The sequence below is a fragment of the Iodobacter sp. BJB302 genome (assembly GCF_002735645.1).
Lineage (GTDB): Bacteria > Pseudomonadota > Gammaproteobacteria > Burkholderiales > Chitinibacteraceae > Iodobacter.
Genome location: NZ_PDZG01000028.1, coordinates 1 through 15,549, shown reverse-complemented (window position 1 = coordinate 15,549; position 15,549 = coordinate 1). Strand labels below are relative to the sequence as shown.

General features: G+C 51.2%; 16 protein-coding genes. 13 read left to right on the top strand and 3 right to left on the bottom strand.

Annotated elements, in window-relative coordinates:
* Nucleotides 1-66 precede the first annotated feature (66 nt).
* On the bottom strand, nucleotides 67-531 hold the full coding sequence (gene nudB, locus CSQ88_RS10655; protein WP_099398087.1) for a dihydroneopterin triphosphate diphosphatase: 465 nt from the start codon (nucleotides 529-531) through the stop codon (nucleotides 67-69).
* Between the two features lie 229 nt (nucleotides 532-760).
* On the opposite strand from nudB, the gene CSQ88_RS10650 reads away from it, so the two are divergent.
* From CSQ88_RS10650 to CSQ88_RS10640, 3 genes are read left to right on the top strand one after another with little or no spacing between them, the layout of a single operon-like run.
* Nucleotides 761-1,969: an aminotransferase class V-fold PLP-dependent enzyme gene (locus CSQ88_RS10650; RefSeq protein ID WP_099398086.1), complete on the top strand. Its 1,209-nt coding sequence runs from the start codon at nucleotides 761-763 to the stop codon at nucleotides 1,967-1,969.
* Nucleotides 1,970-1,981: 12 nt separating this feature from the next.
* Complete coding sequence (locus CSQ88_RS10645; RefSeq protein WP_099398085.1) at nucleotides 1,982-2,386, top strand: SufE family protein; 405 nt, start codon at nucleotides 1,982-1,984, stop codon at nucleotides 2,384-2,386.
* Nucleotides 2,387-2,438: 52 nt separating this feature from the next.
* Complete coding sequence (locus CSQ88_RS10640; protein ID WP_099398084.1) at nucleotides 2,439-3,188, top strand: basic amino acid ABC transporter substrate-binding protein; 750 nt, start codon at nucleotides 2,439-2,441, stop codon at nucleotides 3,186-3,188.
* A 119-nt stretch (nucleotides 3,189-3,307) separates the two neighbouring features.
* Here CSQ88_RS10640 and CSQ88_RS10635 read toward each other — a convergent pair whose 3' ends face one another.
* The gene (locus CSQ88_RS10635; protein ID WP_099398083.1) at nucleotides 3,308-4,993 is read right to left on the bottom strand and encodes an AarF/ABC1/UbiB kinase family protein; all 1,686 of its coding nucleotides are present in this window, start codon (nucleotides 4,991-4,993) and stop codon (nucleotides 3,308-3,310) included.
* Between the two features lie 404 nt (nucleotides 4,994-5,397).
* Between CSQ88_RS10635 and CSQ88_RS10630 the strand changes: the two genes are divergently transcribed.
* From CSQ88_RS10630 to CSQ88_RS10590, 10 genes are all read left to right on the top strand, one after another.
* Nucleotides 5,398-6,276: a C40 family peptidase gene (locus CSQ88_RS10630; RefSeq protein ID WP_099398082.1), complete on the top strand. Its 879-nt coding sequence runs from the start codon at nucleotides 5,398-5,400 to the stop codon at nucleotides 6,274-6,276.
* A gap of 275 nt (nucleotides 6,277-6,551) precedes the next feature.
* Nucleotides 6,552-6,896: a hypothetical protein gene (locus CSQ88_RS10625; protein ID WP_099398081.1), complete on the top strand. Its 345-nt coding sequence runs from the start codon at nucleotides 6,552-6,554 to the stop codon at nucleotides 6,894-6,896.
* Between the two features lie 209 nt (nucleotides 6,897-7,105).
* A complete protein-coding gene (locus CSQ88_RS23365; protein ID WP_257212559.1) occupies nucleotides 7,106-7,270 on the top strand; it encodes a hypothetical protein in 165 nt (54 codons plus the stop codon).
* An 87-nt stretch (nucleotides 7,271-7,357) separates the two neighbouring features.
* Entirely contained in the window at nucleotides 7,358-7,879 is a 522-nt protein-coding gene (locus CSQ88_RS10620) for an EAL domain-containing protein (RefSeq protein WP_337680669.1), read from the top strand.
* A gap of 75 nt (nucleotides 7,880-7,954) precedes the next feature.
* Nucleotides 7,955-8,773, top strand: coding sequence for a dienelactone hydrolase family protein (locus tag CSQ88_RS10615; protein WP_257212558.1), 819 nt, complete (start codon nucleotides 7,955-7,957; stop codon nucleotides 8,771-8,773).
* A gap of 291 nt (nucleotides 8,774-9,064) precedes the next feature.
* Nucleotides 9,065-10,168, top strand: coding sequence for a hypothetical protein (locus tag CSQ88_RS10610; protein WP_099398079.1), 1,104 nt, complete (start codon nucleotides 9,065-9,067; stop codon nucleotides 10,166-10,168).
* A 56-nt stretch (nucleotides 10,169-10,224) separates the two neighbouring features.
* Nucleotides 10,225-11,424: a toxic anion resistance protein gene (locus CSQ88_RS10605; protein WP_099398078.1), complete on the top strand. Its 1,200-nt coding sequence runs from the start codon at nucleotides 10,225-10,227 to the stop codon at nucleotides 11,422-11,424.
* A gap of 31 nt (nucleotides 11,425-11,455) precedes the next feature.
* Nucleotides 11,456-13,024, top strand: a complete 1,569-nt coding sequence (locus tag CSQ88_RS10600; RefSeq protein WP_180273627.1) for a substrate-binding and VWA domain-containing protein — start codon at nucleotides 11,456-11,458, stop codon at nucleotides 13,022-13,024.
* Entirely contained in the window at nucleotides 13,024-13,629 is a 606-nt protein-coding gene (locus CSQ88_RS10595) for a hypothetical protein (RefSeq protein WP_099398076.1), read from the top strand. The genes CSQ88_RS10600 and CSQ88_RS10595 overlap by 1 nt, the downstream gene beginning before the upstream one ends.
* A 124-nt stretch (nucleotides 13,630-13,753) precedes the next feature.
* Nucleotides 13,754-15,391 carry an acid phosphatase gene (locus CSQ88_RS10590; RefSeq protein ID WP_099398075.1) on the top strand — a complete coding sequence of 546 codons (1,638 nt, stop codon included), beginning with the start codon at nucleotides 13,754-13,756 and terminating at the stop codon, nucleotides 15,389-15,391.
* Between the two features lie 66 nt (nucleotides 15,392-15,457).
* On the opposite strand, the gene CSQ88_RS10585 is transcribed toward CSQ88_RS10590, so the two are convergent.
* The coding region (locus CSQ88_RS10585; RefSeq protein WP_143449393.1) for an IS3 family transposase at nucleotides 15,458-15,549 on the bottom strand (92 nt) is incomplete at its 5' end.

Below are 15,549 nucleotides of genomic sequence, written 5' to 3'. Positions count from 1 at the left end.
CAGAGCACACAAAGAAACCCTTAAGTGCTTTAGGTTTTCTCTGTGTGCCTTAAGGAAGAGACAAACTTAATGCGAGCAGCGCTCCGGCAGGCTGCGGATGGCATCGGCATTCGATGGCGAAAACACCATTTCGGCGGCTTGCGACCAATTCACCCATTTAAAGCGGCGATGTTCGCCTTCGGCCAGCGTCACTGCCATCGCAGCAGGCACTTCCAAGCTAAACACATGCTCGGTATTGTGCGTGGTACCCGGGGCATAGCGATGGCGCCAGATTTCAAAAATCTCGAAATCGTGACTTTGCTGCCAATTGCGTAATTTGTATAAAGCCGTATCGATGCCGGTTTCTTCAAAGACTTCACGGCGCGCAGTTTGCTCAAGCGATTCATCGCCCTCGCGGCTGCCTGTAACCGACTGCCATGCCTCATTAAAATCAGTCCGCTCCATAAGCAGCACCTGCAAATCAGGCGTGTGAATCACAATCAGCGCAGACACTGCCTGCTTGTAAGGCCTTACTGAAGTTGGATTTGTCATAAAAAATAATTGGGCCGTCGAAGTACAAAGCTTAAACCATGCGCCCGCCCGCTCACAACTTCATTGCATAAAAAACGCAGATCGTGCAGCACGTCTTTCATTTCTCTGGCACTCCGTGCAAACACAAAACCATGCCAACCGCATTTACAAGCAAGCCCCAGCATTCTTTCCCATGAGAAAAAACCCTAGTCGCGCTACAATCGCGGCCTGTACAGATTGTTGAGCCACTATGTTTGATGCCCACGCCCTTCGCGCCCAGTTTCCTTTACTGATGCGCGCTCCCGGCTTAATTTACCTCGACAACGCCGCCACCACGCAAAAACCTCTGGCGGCGCTGGATGCTGAGCGTCATTTTTACGAAACAGCCAATGCCAATGTACACCGTGGCTCGCACCGCCTCGCCGTAGCCGCCACCGATGCATTTGAAGGCGCACGGGCCAGCGTGGCCCGTTTTATTAATGCCGCTTCCAGTGATGAAATCGTCTTTACCCGCGGCACAACCGAAGCCATCAATTTAGTGGCGCAAAGCTGGGGTGCGGCCAATTTGCGCGCTGGCGATGAAATTATCCTCACCACGCTGGAGCACCACGCCAATATTGTGCCCTGGCAGATGCTGGCCGCACGCTGTGGTGCCATCATCAGACCCGTGCGTTTACTCAGTGATGGCAGCCTGGATACTGAACACTTTCATGCACTGCTTTCAGATAAAACCAGGCTGGTTGGCCTTACTCATATTTCCAACGCCATCGGCAGCTTGCTGCCCGTCGCAGATTTAATTGCCGCAGCACACCGCTTTGGCGCCAGAGTATTAATCGACGGCGCTCAGGCCGTGGCGCACAAAACCATCGACGTACAAGCGCTTGATGCCGATTTTTATGTGTTTTCCAGCCATAAAGTGTATGGCCCCACCGGCATAGGCGCGCTCTGGGCCAGAGCCGAAATTCTGGCCGCCATGCCACCATGGCAGGGAGGGGGCGAAATGATAGAGCGCGTTTCTTTTGAAACCACCAGCTACGCCCCAGCCCCCGCCCGTTTTGAAGCAGGTACCCCCGCCATCGCCCAGACCGTTGGCTTTGCCGCCGCGCTGGACTGGCTGCAAGCCCAGGACCGCCCGGCGATCGCCCGGCATGAAGATGCCTTGCGCCAGCAGCTGGAGCAAGGGCTTGGGCAGATTGACGGCCTGCGCGTGATCGGCACAGCCGCACACAAAGGCCCGGTTGTTTCAGTCGCTTTCAGCGAAGCCCATCCCTATGATGTTGCCCAGTTTCTGGATGCCAGAGAGATTGCAGTACGCGTGGGCAATCACTGTGCCCAGCCCTTACTCAGCAGCCTTGGGCTGCAGGGAACCCTGCGCGCCTCTTTTGCCGCCTACAACACCGCAGACGATGTGACCGCACTGCTGACAGGCTTAAGCGAAACACTGGCCTTACTGGCTTAAAACAGGACAGCCATGAATAAAACAGAAATAGAAAGTAAGCTGGCCAGCGCACATGGCTGGGAAGGAAAAAACCGCCTGCTGGTGCAGCTGGCCCGTGATTTAGCCCCGCTGCCCGCCACAGAATTAAATGATGAAAACCGCATTGTGGGTTGCGAGAGCACCGCATGGCTCAAAATCAGCTGGCAAGGTGAATATATCCAATTGGCAGCAGACAGTGAATCCCGCATTGTAAAAGGCTTACTTGTCTTACTCATGGCGGCCTATCAGGGCAAAACGCGTCAGGAAATCAGCGATTTTGACTGTGAAGCCTGGCTGATTGCGCTGGGATTAACCCGTTTTCTCTCTGCATCTCGTGGCAATGGGGTAAAGGCAGTAATTGGTAAAATTCACAATGCAATTATTACTAGTCCGCATTGACGCCATTTGTCAGCAAAGTATCCTGTTATCCCTCGTACACAAGGAAGATTTAATGAAAAACTTACGTCAGTTAGTTGCAGCTTTAATCGCCAGCAGTGTAATGGCTATGCCCGCTTTTGCCGCCGAACGTGTATTAACCGTTGGCTCCGACGCGACGCTTGCCCCATTTGAAACCCTGAATAAAAAGCAAGAAGTAGAAGGGTTCGATGCCGATCTGATTCAGGCCGTGGCCAGCAAAGCCGGCATGCAGATCAAAGTGATCAACACCCCATGGGAAGGCTTATTTGCGGGGCTGAATAATGGCGAGCGCGATATCGTGATTGCAGCTGTGACCATTACCCCTGAACGCCAGAAATCAATGGATTTCACTGCGCCTTACTTTGAAGCCAAGCAACTGATCGTGGTTTCTGCCAAAAGCCCGATTGCAAAATTAGCTGACCTGAAAACCAAGAAAATGGCCGTACAAAACGGCACCACAGGCGATATCGTGGCGCAAAAGCATTTTGGTAAAGGCAATACCAATATCCGCCGCTACGAATCCATTGTGCTGGCCTTGCAAGAATTAAAATCCGGCGGTGTAGACGCAGTGATTGGTGACAACAGCGTGGTTAAAAACTACCTGATCAACAATCCTAACTCTGGCTTCAAGCTAATTGACGACACCAGCTTTGATAAAGAGTTTTACGGCATCGCGGTTAAAAAAGGCAATGCAGCCCTGCTGGCCAAGCTGAATAAAGGCCTGGCTGATGTAAAAGCTGATGGCTCTTACCAAAAGATTTATGCCAAGTATTTCGGCAAGTAATCTGCCTTGCTGCCCATAAAAAAATCGCCTCACGGGGCGATTTTTTTATGGCTGGATAAACACAGAAATCACAGAGCACGCGGCATTTCACCAAAGAAACAGCGCTTATTCCAGAATCATTAAATCTCTTCCTTACCCGATATCCAAATCGATAGCACCAGCCAGATTGTATTTAATACGGCCAGCACAAAGCCGATAAAACCCAATAAAGGTAATCCAAAGATCGTAGGCCCCGCCTGCACAGTCATAACAATAGACGAGCCAATAATCAAAGCTCCCGTCACAATTCCCATCGTCAGGCGATTGGCGCTGCGGGTAATTTGCTGGCCAAACTGATCCAGCCGCTTTAAATCCAGATCAATACGTAAATTACCCCGCCTTGCCTGCTTAATCAGCTTACCAATATCCCGGGGCAGGCCGCTTAATAATTGCACGGCTTCAAATACGCCCTCTTTACTGCGTTTCATTAATGATCGCGGGCTGTAGCGCGCCAGAATCACTTCTTTTACAAACGGCGTTAAGTGAGTAACCATTTGAAAATTCGGATCAAGCTGCCTGCCCAACCCTTCAAGGGTAATCAGGGCTTTAAATAAAAGAGTTAAATCTGAAGGCAGGGTAATCTGATGCTCTCGCATCATTTGCACCACATCATTTAATAAATTACCAAAACGAATATCTTTTAAAGCCAGGTTTTCATAATCAAACATAAAACCGGCAATATCAGCGATGAGTTTTTCTTCATCCACAACCGTATCGCCTGTCCACTCCAGCAGCACATTCAAAATGCCATGCTCATCACGCTGCGCTAATGCCGCCAGCAAATCAACAATCTGATCCCGGCGCGGATGGGGAAGACGCCCGACCATGCCAAAATCTAAAAAGGCAATTTGATTATCCGGCAAATACTTTACATTGCCCGGATGCGGATCGGCATGAAAATAGCCATCAATCAGTACCATTTTAAGCACCGCATCGGCCCCGCGGGATGCCAGAATGCAGCGATCCAGCCCGGCAGCATCCACGCCGGATAAATCATTACCGGCCACGCCACCGATATAACTCTGCACATTCAGGCTTTCTGATGTCCATTCCCAATACACTTTAGGAATGACAATATCCAAATGGGTTTTAAAATTTTGTGCAAAGCGTTCGGAGTTTCTGGCCTCGGTTGAAAAATTTAATTCACGGCGCAGTGATTTAGAAAACTCTTCGGCAATTTTAACCGGCTGATAGCGGCGCGATTCAGGAAATTCAAATTCCATTAATGAGGCGATATGCCGCAATATGCGTAAATCTGCTTCAATTTTAGGAATAATGCCGGGGCGGCGAATCTTTAATACCACCTCGGTGCCATCAAATAATTTTGCCTTGTGCACTTGCGCAATAGAAGCTGCGCCTACGGGATGCGGATCAAGCTCCAGAAATATACCGGCCGGATCCTGCCCCAGCAAAGTGGTTAATTCAGGCAGAATCAGCGCAAAATCAACCGGCGGTACATTGCTTTGCAATTTTTCAAATTCAGCAATCCATTCCGGCGGAAACATATCCACCCGGGTGGCCAGCACCTGGCCCAGCTTGACAAAAGCAGGCCCAAGCTCTTCAAGCGCACGGCGCACCCGCACAGGGGATTCAAGCAGCTCTGCCTCGTGATTGCCCGGCAAATGCAGTAAATCGCTGGCGCGCTCAAGGCCTTTGGATAAGCCCAGTCTTTGCACCAGATTGCCCAAACCATGCCGCACCAGAACAGCCACAATTTCACGCACCCGTGGCAAATCGCGCATCACGGTAAAGGTTTCTTTCAGCATTTATTTATCCGTAAAAATCATAAAAAACAGCCGGGGGCCAAGGAGAGAAACAGCGGAGTATTTCTATCATAAATGCGCATTCAAGTGGGCTTAACTTGCAAATAATATAAGCAAATTAAATACAAACAGAAGAACAATGACAGCCAGGTTAATCTGCATTGCCCATCAAAACAGGGCCGGGCTAAATTCGCACACAAGTATTCCAATTTTCCTGCCTGAATGAACATGTTAATATTGGCAACTGCTTACAGTTCATTAAAATTTAATGCTGCAATCTGCAATCAGGCAGGGTATTTACCCTTTTTAATGCCCCATGCGGCACCTGATCCATTGAGCTTAAATAGCGAACTCCCCGACAACCCAAAGCAGGCTAGCCCCTGCACAATCAGAGCCATCATCCCCACATGAAATGGATTAGATTAATCAGCACATTATTCGTGGGCATTTGTGCACTTCCGGCTTATGCCGATGAACTGCCCACCATCGAGGTCGATCCCGCCGTTGAGCAAGCTGCTCCAGCAACGACCACCCCTAACACCCCCCGCTCCCGCAAAGCTAAATCTGATGTAAAACCCGATTACGCCCCTGCGCAAGACATGCTTTTACAAGCCATGAGCTTAATTGGCGTGAAATACAAATGGGGAGGCGCCACGCCCGAAGCGGGCCTCGATTGCAGTGGCTTTGTGCGCTATGTGTTTCAAAACTCAATGAATATCGCCCTGCCCCACAATGCCCTTGGCATGGCGCAATCCGGCTCAAGCATTGATAAGGAAGAGCTGAAACCTGGCGATCTCGTGTTTTTTAACACCCTGGGCCGCACGTTTTCGCATGTGGGCATTTATATGGGCGACAACCGTTTTATCCACTCACCACGAGCGGGTAAAAGCGTTGAAATCACCAATCTGAATCAAAGCTACTGGAGCTCACGCTTTACCGGCGCCCGCCGCTATGATGGCACTGGCGGCACGCCGGTTAATATGGCGGCATTGTTAGCTAGCGTCCCTAAAAACACCGGCTCGTCCAAAGTAAGCGCTGCAGCCAGCAGCAAACCGGTATGTAAAACCATTAAGCGCAAAGGCAAAAAACACCAGGTTTGCGAAGCCCCTAAAACAGCCAGGGAAAGTACAGGCAGCCACAGCAATACCAGCAAAGCGACCACTTATAAAAAGACCAGCAAAACGGTATCTAAGGTCAGCAAGGCAAGTAAAAATACGGCTGCTAAATCAGGCAAAGCTGCGCCTAAAGCGAAACACAGCAGCACCAGCAAGAAAAAGCACAAGTAAATCACCCCCACCCAGCCACACCGTCAGCCGCGGTGTGGTTTTTTGCGACTGTAGCAGGCGTAACCCAAACAAGCCTTCCTCTCTTTGCCTTAACTCCACAACTCTTCTACACTAAATGCTGTCTGAGGCTGACAGCATTCACCATAATCACTTACGGGCTACCCTAAGGCCAATGTACGCCTGAGCATCCTGAATACAAGCCACGGTCTGGCACAACTTTTATTGAAGCTTAATCGTTCTGCTCAGGCACCACGACTTACTGAAAATTAAAAACAATGCGAATTTCATTTATTTTGCTGATGGCGCTCACGCTGATCTCCTGCAATAAGAGCCCAGCCCCTTTTACTAAACCCCATATCAGCAGCCAGAGCACGCCTGCTGCATCGCCCGCCTCCGGCAAGAAAACAAAAAAAATCATCCGCCGCGCCGAAGATTGCCTGCATTTTTCAGGCGAATTTGGGGGTGATCAGTCAGAGCGGGATAAAGAAGTAAGCCAGGAAATGGATAAACTCAGATGCGACACTATTGCTGCCGACTTAAATAAACTGAATCAGCGCCTGCCCAAAGACTCACCGCTTGCCCCCAAAGTGAAAGCTTTATTGCGGGAATATCAAAACTAAACGGCACGGTTAAAAAGCCTATAAGGGCAAATATAGTAATCCTCCCATGCAAACCGAATACATCATAACTAAACTATCTATAAAAACAGTATGTAACCTTACAAAAAACAAAGTCAGGCAGAAAGGCTAAAAAAGATCAATTCGAGGCATAAGCGGTAAACCGGCAAACCCTTAGTCTGTTCAGGATGATTCACTCAGAGGAGAGCAAGATGAACACGCAATTCTCCACCCCCTTCAGCCCATCCAGTTGCAAAGATTGCAGAGACGCCAAAAATTTGGGCTTTGAATTCACCATGGCTTTTCAGCCGATTATTGATATAGAAAGTGGAGCGCCTTACGCCTACGAAGCCTTAGTCAGAGGAATCGATGGCTAGGGGGCACAATTTATCCTTGAGCAGGTAAACGCAGAAAACCGCTATCGCTTTGATCAGGCATGCAGGGTTAAAGCCATCGAGCTGGCTGTGGCCTGCGGCTTAGTTGAAATACCAGACTGCAAATTAAGTATTAATTTTCTGCCCAATGCTGTTTACCGCCCTGAAACATGCATCAGAGCCACGCTGGAAGCCAGCGATCAATTTAAGTTTCCTGCCAGCAGGCTGATGTTTGAAGTTACTGAAGGCGAGCAGGTCAGCGATACCCAGCACCTTAAAAATATTTTTGCCGAATACCGCAAACAAGGTTTCACCACGGCAATTGATGATTTTGGCTCGGGTTACTCAGGCTTAAATTTGCTGGCCACCTTTCAGCCCCATGTCATTAAATTAGATATGGAATTAACCCGTGATATTGATAGCAACCATGCCAAGCAAGCGATTGTGGCCGGGGTATTACTGACCGCAACACGATTAGGCATTGATATTATTGCCGAGGGCATAGAAACCCCCGCCGAATTAAAAACGCTCAGGGATTTTGGCGTGCGCTATTTTCAAGGCTTCTTATTTGCCAAACCTGCAACAGGCCACCTGCCGCTGGCCAAACGCTAGCGGATACATCAACGATGCCCCATTAAATGTGCCGCTCTTCATTTTAGAAACTGATTGCTTATGTTGGAAGAAGCCATGCCTGAAGCCGCACGCCGTGCTTTCCTTAAATCCAGCTTAGCCACGGGCTTTGCCCTTGCCGTCAGGCCGGTTGCAGCATCCACTATTCAGACAGCCAGCCAGGGTTTACTGGCAGGGCCGGTGAATATAGGGGAGATGCCAGCCTATCGCGCACAGCCAGAGCAAGGCACTCAGGTACTGCCCACCGTGATCGTGATCCAGGAAATCTTTGGCGTGCACGAGCATATTCAGGATCTTTGCAGGCGTTTTGCCAAGCTGGGTTATTTAGCCATTGCACCTGAGCTGTATTACCGCCAGGGCGACCCGCGCCAGTTTACGGATACGCAATTACTGGTCAAAGAATTAGTCAGCAAAGTGCCGGATGAGCAGGTATTGGCTGATTTAGACCGCACAGCAGCATGGGCGGCCACGCATGGCGGAGATCCACAACGCCTTGCCGTCACAGGCTTTTGCTGGGGAGGCCGTATTACCTGGCTGTATGCTGCGCATAGCTCCAAAGTGAAAGCCAGCGTGGCCTGGTATGGGCGGCTGACAGGGCAAACCAGCAGCAGTAATCCGCAGCACCCCATCGATATTGCACAAAAAATAAAGGCCCCGGTTTTAGGCTTATACGCGGGCAAAGACCAAGGCATTTCGCTTGAATCGGTAGAGCAAATGCGTAAAGCGCTGCGCCCGCAAGCCCAGCCTTTTAATATCGTTGTTTACGACAATGCCAGCCATGGCTTTAACGCAGATTACCGCCCCAGCTACCACCCTGCCGCAGCTCAGGATGGCTGGAAAATGATGCTGGATTGGTTTAAACGCTTTGGCGTTTGATGTTTTATCAAGACCTGCCATTTAAGGGAAGGCGCCCTGCTGCGGTGTGGATTTTTACGTCTGCTTGTCTCCCCCTTAAGCCTTATCCGCCCAAATTCATCACCAGCCTGTCATTTACTTGTAACACACTGCACGCATATTCTTAAACATACTCACGCTATATACCTACAATTACTGAAAGTAAATACGGATTGAGCTTTAATTTACGGCAGCGAACCACACGCCAACAGCCGCTGACGGCCTGTCAGGCTTAAGTCATGCACAGCACATCAATTTGCTAAAGGAGCAGTTTTGCGCAAGATTATTGGCCCCCTGTTGGCTGGCATTCTGGGAATAGCCGTTTTAATCGGGCTATTTTTTTCTGCTCACGATAAGCAAAAAACAGATGGCGCAGCGGCGCAGGCTGGCAAGCTAACCCTGGCTCGTGGCTTAATTGGCTCTGAAAAAGAGCCGTTTTACCGCGACCCACGAGTCATCCAAGCCTTTGCCCGCTTGGGTTTGCAAGTAGAAGTGCAAAAAGCCGGCTCGCGCGAGATGGCCGTGCATCCAGATTTAATAAGCTTTGATTTTGGCCACCCCGCAGGCAGCCCTGCGGCATTGCGGCTAAAGCAAGTGATGAAGGCGCAAAAACTCTACACGCCTTTTTTTACCCCCATGGCCGTAGCCTCATGGCAAAAACTGATTCCCATGCTGGAAAGCAACGGCCTAGTACAGCGCCGAGATGGGGCTTACTACATTATTGATATGAAGCGCTTACTGGAGTTTATTAGCGCAGGTAAACGCTGGCGTGAGCTAAAAAACAACACCGCTTACGATAGCGGCCGCTCGATTTTAATTTCTAGCACCGACGTGCGTAAGTCTAACTCTGGGGCCATGTATCTAGCGCTGGCAAGTTACTTACTCAATGATAATAATGTGGTGCAATCCGATGCAGAAGTGCAAAAAATATTGCCCTTAGTCAGCCCACTATTTCTTAAGCAAGGGTTTCAAGAATCCAGCTCCGCCGGGCCATTTGATGATTACACCAGCATGGGCATTGGCAAAGCGCCGCTGGTGATGGTGTATGAATCGCAGTTTTTAGAATTCCAATCCAAGCTCCCCCAGCCTAACCCAGACATGCTGCTGCTCTATCCACAACCCACCGCTTTTACCAAGCATGTATTGGTGCCGTTTACCGAAGCGGGCAATCGGGTGGGTGAGGCGCTGGAGCACGATCCTGAGCTGCAAAAGCTCGCTGCCGAGTATGGCTATCGGGGCAGCGCAATTGCGCATTTTTCTGAGTTTCTAAAGCAGAAAAAGCTCGCAGCACCCACCACCCTTGTTGACGTGATCGACCCGCCCAGCTTTGAAATGCTGGAGCGCATGATTGAAGGCATTGCTCAGCAGCTGAAGTAATTTCAGCCTGGCCAGCTGAAGTAATCCCAAGCCCACACATCCAACTGGAGCACACCATGAGCGATACCCTGCAGCCCCCAGAAGCCCTCGTGCTCACCCCACCGGAAGCCGTGATTGCGGTGCCTGCAGAGCGTGCGCCAGAAATGGCACCGCTCAGTAGCGAGCTTAAAAACAAAGTTGAAGAACAAGTTAGCCGCTTTGTCAGTGCGCTGGTGGCTGAAGATGTTAGCAGCGATAGCTTTAAACAAAAGCTGGATGCCGCGTTTCATCTGGGCAGAGAAGAAATCTCGCAGGCAGCGGGCCTGATGACGGGCCGGTTTATGGATCGCAATCTGGCGGGTGTTGAAGATAGCGCGGCCTTTAAAGCCATCGGTGCATTACGCGGCCAGCTGGATGAACTAAACCCAGGTAAGCAGGGCGATTTATTATCCGAAAATAAAATCCTCGGCCTGATCCCCTTTGGTAACAAGCTCAAAGCATATTTTCGCAAGTTTCAATCCGCAGGCACGCAGCTCAATACGGCATTACAGCAGGTGCACGCCGCCCGCGACGATATGCTGAAAGACGCCGCCGAGATTGAAACCATCAAGCAAAAGCTGTGGGATGCGATGCAAAAACTAGGGGCCGCAATTCACTTTGCCCGCGAGCTGGACCAGCGCCTGGCCGGTGAAGTGGAAAGGCTTAAAACCAGCGATGCCGAGCGCGCCCGTGCGCTGGAACAAGAAGTGCTGTTTTATGCAAGGCAAAATGTCAGCGATATGCAAACGCAGATGGCCGTTACCGTCAACGGCTATATGGCGATGGAAGTCTTAAAAAAGACCGGCCGTGAAATGGCCAATGGCTGCAGCCGCGTGGCCACCACCGGGATGTCGGCACTGGCCGTTGCCACCACCGTGGCCCGCGCGACCGGCAATCAAATTGAAGTGATGAATATGCTGCAAGGCGTGTCCGGCACCATTGGCGATTTGATCGAACAAAGTGGCAAGGCACTCAATACCCATGTGCAAAAAACCGGTGAATTTGCCAGCTCGCCGCTGATTGGCATTGAGCGGATTCAATCGATGTTTGATCAATCCTTTGCCGCAATGGATGCAATGGATAAATTTCGCTCTGAAGCCATCGGCGTAATGGGCAAAAATAATGAGTTAATCCGCCAGCAAATCGAGCGCGCCCAAACCTATGTAGACCGGGCACAGGGTGAAAGCGTGCGCCAATCGCTAAGCAGCAGCACCAGCGATGGGCCGGTAAAGCTTTAACCCATTTGATCGCCAGCTAATGAGCCCCACTATGCGCAAAACGTTTGCCCTGCTGCTTGCCACGCTATTTTTACTGACTGCTTGCGAAAAAACACCGCAAATGGCAGCCCTTCTCAACGACGACGCACTCACCGTGTTGGCGGGCTCTGAGCTTAAGGATATCGAGCCGCTTTTGCCGCAAATTACGGCAGCAACCGGCATCAAGCTTAAGTTGAAATACGCGGGTACTTTAGATGCCGTAGAGCAAATCCAATCGGGGGCGGAGTACGATTTTGCCTGGCTGGCCAGCAATAAATATGCGCTGCTCACTCCAGCCGCCAAAGCCAGAATTAAGGCCAGCGAGCGCACTATGATTTCGCCGGTCGTACTGGGGCTCAAAACCAACAAAGCCAAAGCGCTTGGCTGGGCCGATGCCAACCACGCGCCAAGCTGGCGTGATATTGCCGATGCAGCAGGTGCTGGCAAGCTGCATTTTGCGATGAGCAGCCCCGCCAGCTCAAACACCGGCTTTGCCGCGATCTTGGGCCTAGCCTCGGCCGTAGCGGGTAAGGGCGACGCGCTGGAGCTAAAAGACATCGATTTTAAAACCCTCACCGCCTTTGCTAAGGCGCAATCCCTTACCGCCGGATCATCGGGCTGGCTGGCCGAAGTGTATGAAAAAGAAGCGGCTAATCTGGATGGCATCGTCAATTACGCATCGGTATTGCATGGCATGAATAGCCGCTTAAAAGAGCCGCTGACGCTGATCTACCCTAAGGATGGCGTCATCACTGCTGATTATCCTTTTATGCTGCTTAAAGAATCACAGCGCGCCGCTTACGACAAACTCGTGGCCTACCTGAAAGGCGCAGAATTTCAGCAGGCCATGAATAAAGCCAGCTATCGCCTGCCGGTGAATGCATCCGTCAAACCCATTATCGCCAGCCAAGATTATTTTGAGCTGGCCTTTCCCGCCAAGCTAGAAGTGGTAGACGGCCTGCTGGATGCCTACCTCAACACGCTGCGCCGCCCTGCCGATTCAACCTTTGTGGTGGATGTCAGCGGATCGATGCAAGGCCCGCGGATTGAGCAACTGCGCCAATCGCTGACGGGCTTGGCTGGCGGCGATAGCAGCCTGTCTGGCCGTTATGCCAGGCTGCGCGACAGAGAACGCATTGCACTGCTGCGCTTTTCAGATCATGTAGAAGACCAGCAGCTTTGGTCATTAAGCAGCGATAAAACCAGCAATGCCAAGCTGCTGCAAGCCTTTAGTGATTACGCCAGCCAGCTGCAAACCACCGGTGGCACCGCCATTTATACCGCTGCTAAAGCCGCGTATGAGGCTGCACTGCTACGCCAGAGCAAAGACCCGGACCGCGTTTATTCCTTATTACTAATGACCGATGGCATCAATAATGACGGCATGACGCTGGAAGAATTCAAACAATGGTTTGGCACGCTGCAGCCCCGGCAAAAGCATATTCGTATTTTTGCCATCCTCTTTGGCGAGGCAAAAAGTGAGGAGCTGGAAGTGCTGACCCAAGCCAGTGGCGGCCGTGTTTTTGACGCCAACAAAGCCGGCCTGCAAGCCGCGTTTAAAGATATCCGGGGCTACCAGTAATGCCGACCCGCCTGATGCTATTTATTTACAGCAATCGCAATATCGCTGGCAGCGTCTGCGCACTGTTGGTGCTGGCGCTGTTTTTTGGCGGGATTATCCACGCGTGGTGGCTGCCGCTCACAATCGGTGCCTATCTGTTTGGCTGGCTGATTCTGCCCCCAAGCCGCCCGCCTATTTTAGAACAACTGCCGCAAATGCCGGTTGATCAGGCCATCGACGCCATCTGTGCCGATTTTGGCCCACGCCTGCCCGCCGGGCCACGCGACCGCCTTGGCCAGATTCAAGCACTGATTCATGAACTGGCACCGCGCTTTGCCAACCCTGCTTTTCCTGCCACCGCCCGCATTGAACTAGCCAATACCGTAAGCCGTGATTTGCCCGCCACCATAGGTAATTATCTGGCGCTGCCCGCCAGCTTTGCCAAAATGCACACCCTGCGCGATGGCAAAACCGCCCAAACGCTGCTCACCGAGCAATTGGTGCTGCTGCACAATGAGCTGACAGAAATCGCCGCCGATCTATACAGCGAAGACGCCGATAAACTCATCAGCCACGGCGAATACCTGAAACAAAAATTTCAGCCTTACCAGTTTATTGATCACTAAGGCAATATTTCATTTGTATTTCAGTAAAATTACAATTTTATGAACTTATCTCTTTAAGCCCCACCGCTTCTTATGATGAAATAAAGGCACAACAACCGCACACGGCCTTTTTCAGGACAACATCATGAGCAAGAAACCAAAATCATCTGCACCAAGCGATCCAGGCCGCCGCCGCTTACTAGGCGGGCTGGCCGCAATAGGTGCTGCATATACCCTGCCTGCGATGAGCGATGCCAAATCGCCCACCGCTCAAAAAACCAGTCTGGCAGGCAAGCAGCATTTAAAAGATAAAGTAAAAAATATCGTCGTGATTTACTTAGAAAACCGCAGTTTTAATAATCTTTACGGTAATTTCCCAGGCGTGGCCGCACCTTTAGCCAGCGCACAATACGCGCCCCAGCTGGACAGGGATGGCAAGCCATTAACGACCCTGCCTAAAATTTGGGGTGGGCTGGTGCAACGCGGGCAGATGGTGGCGGGCAAGCGTTATTTTATAGATGAGCAACAAATCAGCGGCCTGCCTAATGCCCCATTTGCACTCAAAGACGAGGCCGGGGCACTGCTGCCGGAATCGGTGATTACCCGCGATCTGTGCCATTTGTTTTATCACAACCAGATGCAAATCAACGGTGGCAAGAATGATCAGTTTGTCGCATGGGGCGATTCTGGGGCACTGGTCATGGGGCATTACAGCGAAGGAGCCAAAAACCTGAATCTTTGGCAAATCGCCCGTCAATACACGCTATGCGATCACTTCTTTATGGCGGCATTTGGTGGCTCCTACCTGAACCATCAGTTTTTGATTTCTGGCCGCACCCCGGAATACTTCAATGCAGCACAGAGCCCCGCCAAAGAAAAAATTGCCGTATTAAGCGATGGGCCACAGGGCTTTCAACTGGCGATCAGCCCCAAATCCCCCGCATCGGCCATGGATGGCAAGCCCAAATTTATCAATAGCGGCGCCATTACCCCCGATGGCTACGCCGTAAATACCATGGCCCCGCCTTATCAGCCCAGCTACGTGCCCCCTGCCCCTGGCGGCGATCCGCTTCTGGCCGATCCGGCAGACCCAGGCACACTGCCACCGCAAGATTACAACACCATCGGCGACTTACTTTCAGCTAAAAAAGTAAGCTGGGCTTGGTATGGCGGCGCATGGCAGGCAACGCTGGATGGTAAAGGCGGCGCAGATGCACCTAATTTTCAATATCACCATCAGCCCTTCAATTATTTCAAACAATTTGCACCGGGCACCCAAGCACGCGAAACGCATTTATTAGATGCGGGCATGGGCGACAGCCCGATTTCCAACCGCTTTATCGCCGCAGCCGTGGCAGGCACGCTGCCGCAAGTGGCTTTTTATAAGCCACAGGGCAATTTAAATATGCATGCGGGCTATTCCGATGTGCAATCGGGCGATCAGCACACGGCCAATGTGCTGCAACACTTAATGAGCGGGCCGCAGTGGAAAAACATGGTGGTGATCATTACCCATGATGAAAACGGCGGCTGGTGGGATCACGTTGCCCCGCCTAAAGGCGATCGCTGGGGGCCAGGCTCCCGCATCCCCGCCATTATTGTTTCGCCTTTCGCCAAAAAAGGTACGGTGGATCACACCCTCTATGACACCACTTCCATCATCCGCTTTATCAGTAAAGTGCATGATTTGCCCGAACTAGAAGGCATTCAATTGCGTAACGCCGCCTTTAAGGCTCGCGGCGCGCAGCCTCCGGGCGATCTGACCGCGGCGCTGGATTTATAAAACTCTCAATGAAGATGCAAAAAGCCCCTGTCTGAACTGACCCCAATTAGTTGGACAGTATAAAAGCTAGGCGCTCAAGGGCTGGGTTCTGTATTGCACAGGACTCAGCCCTTTTAACTTCAGTTTGATTCGGTCGTGGTTATAGTAATGGATGTAAT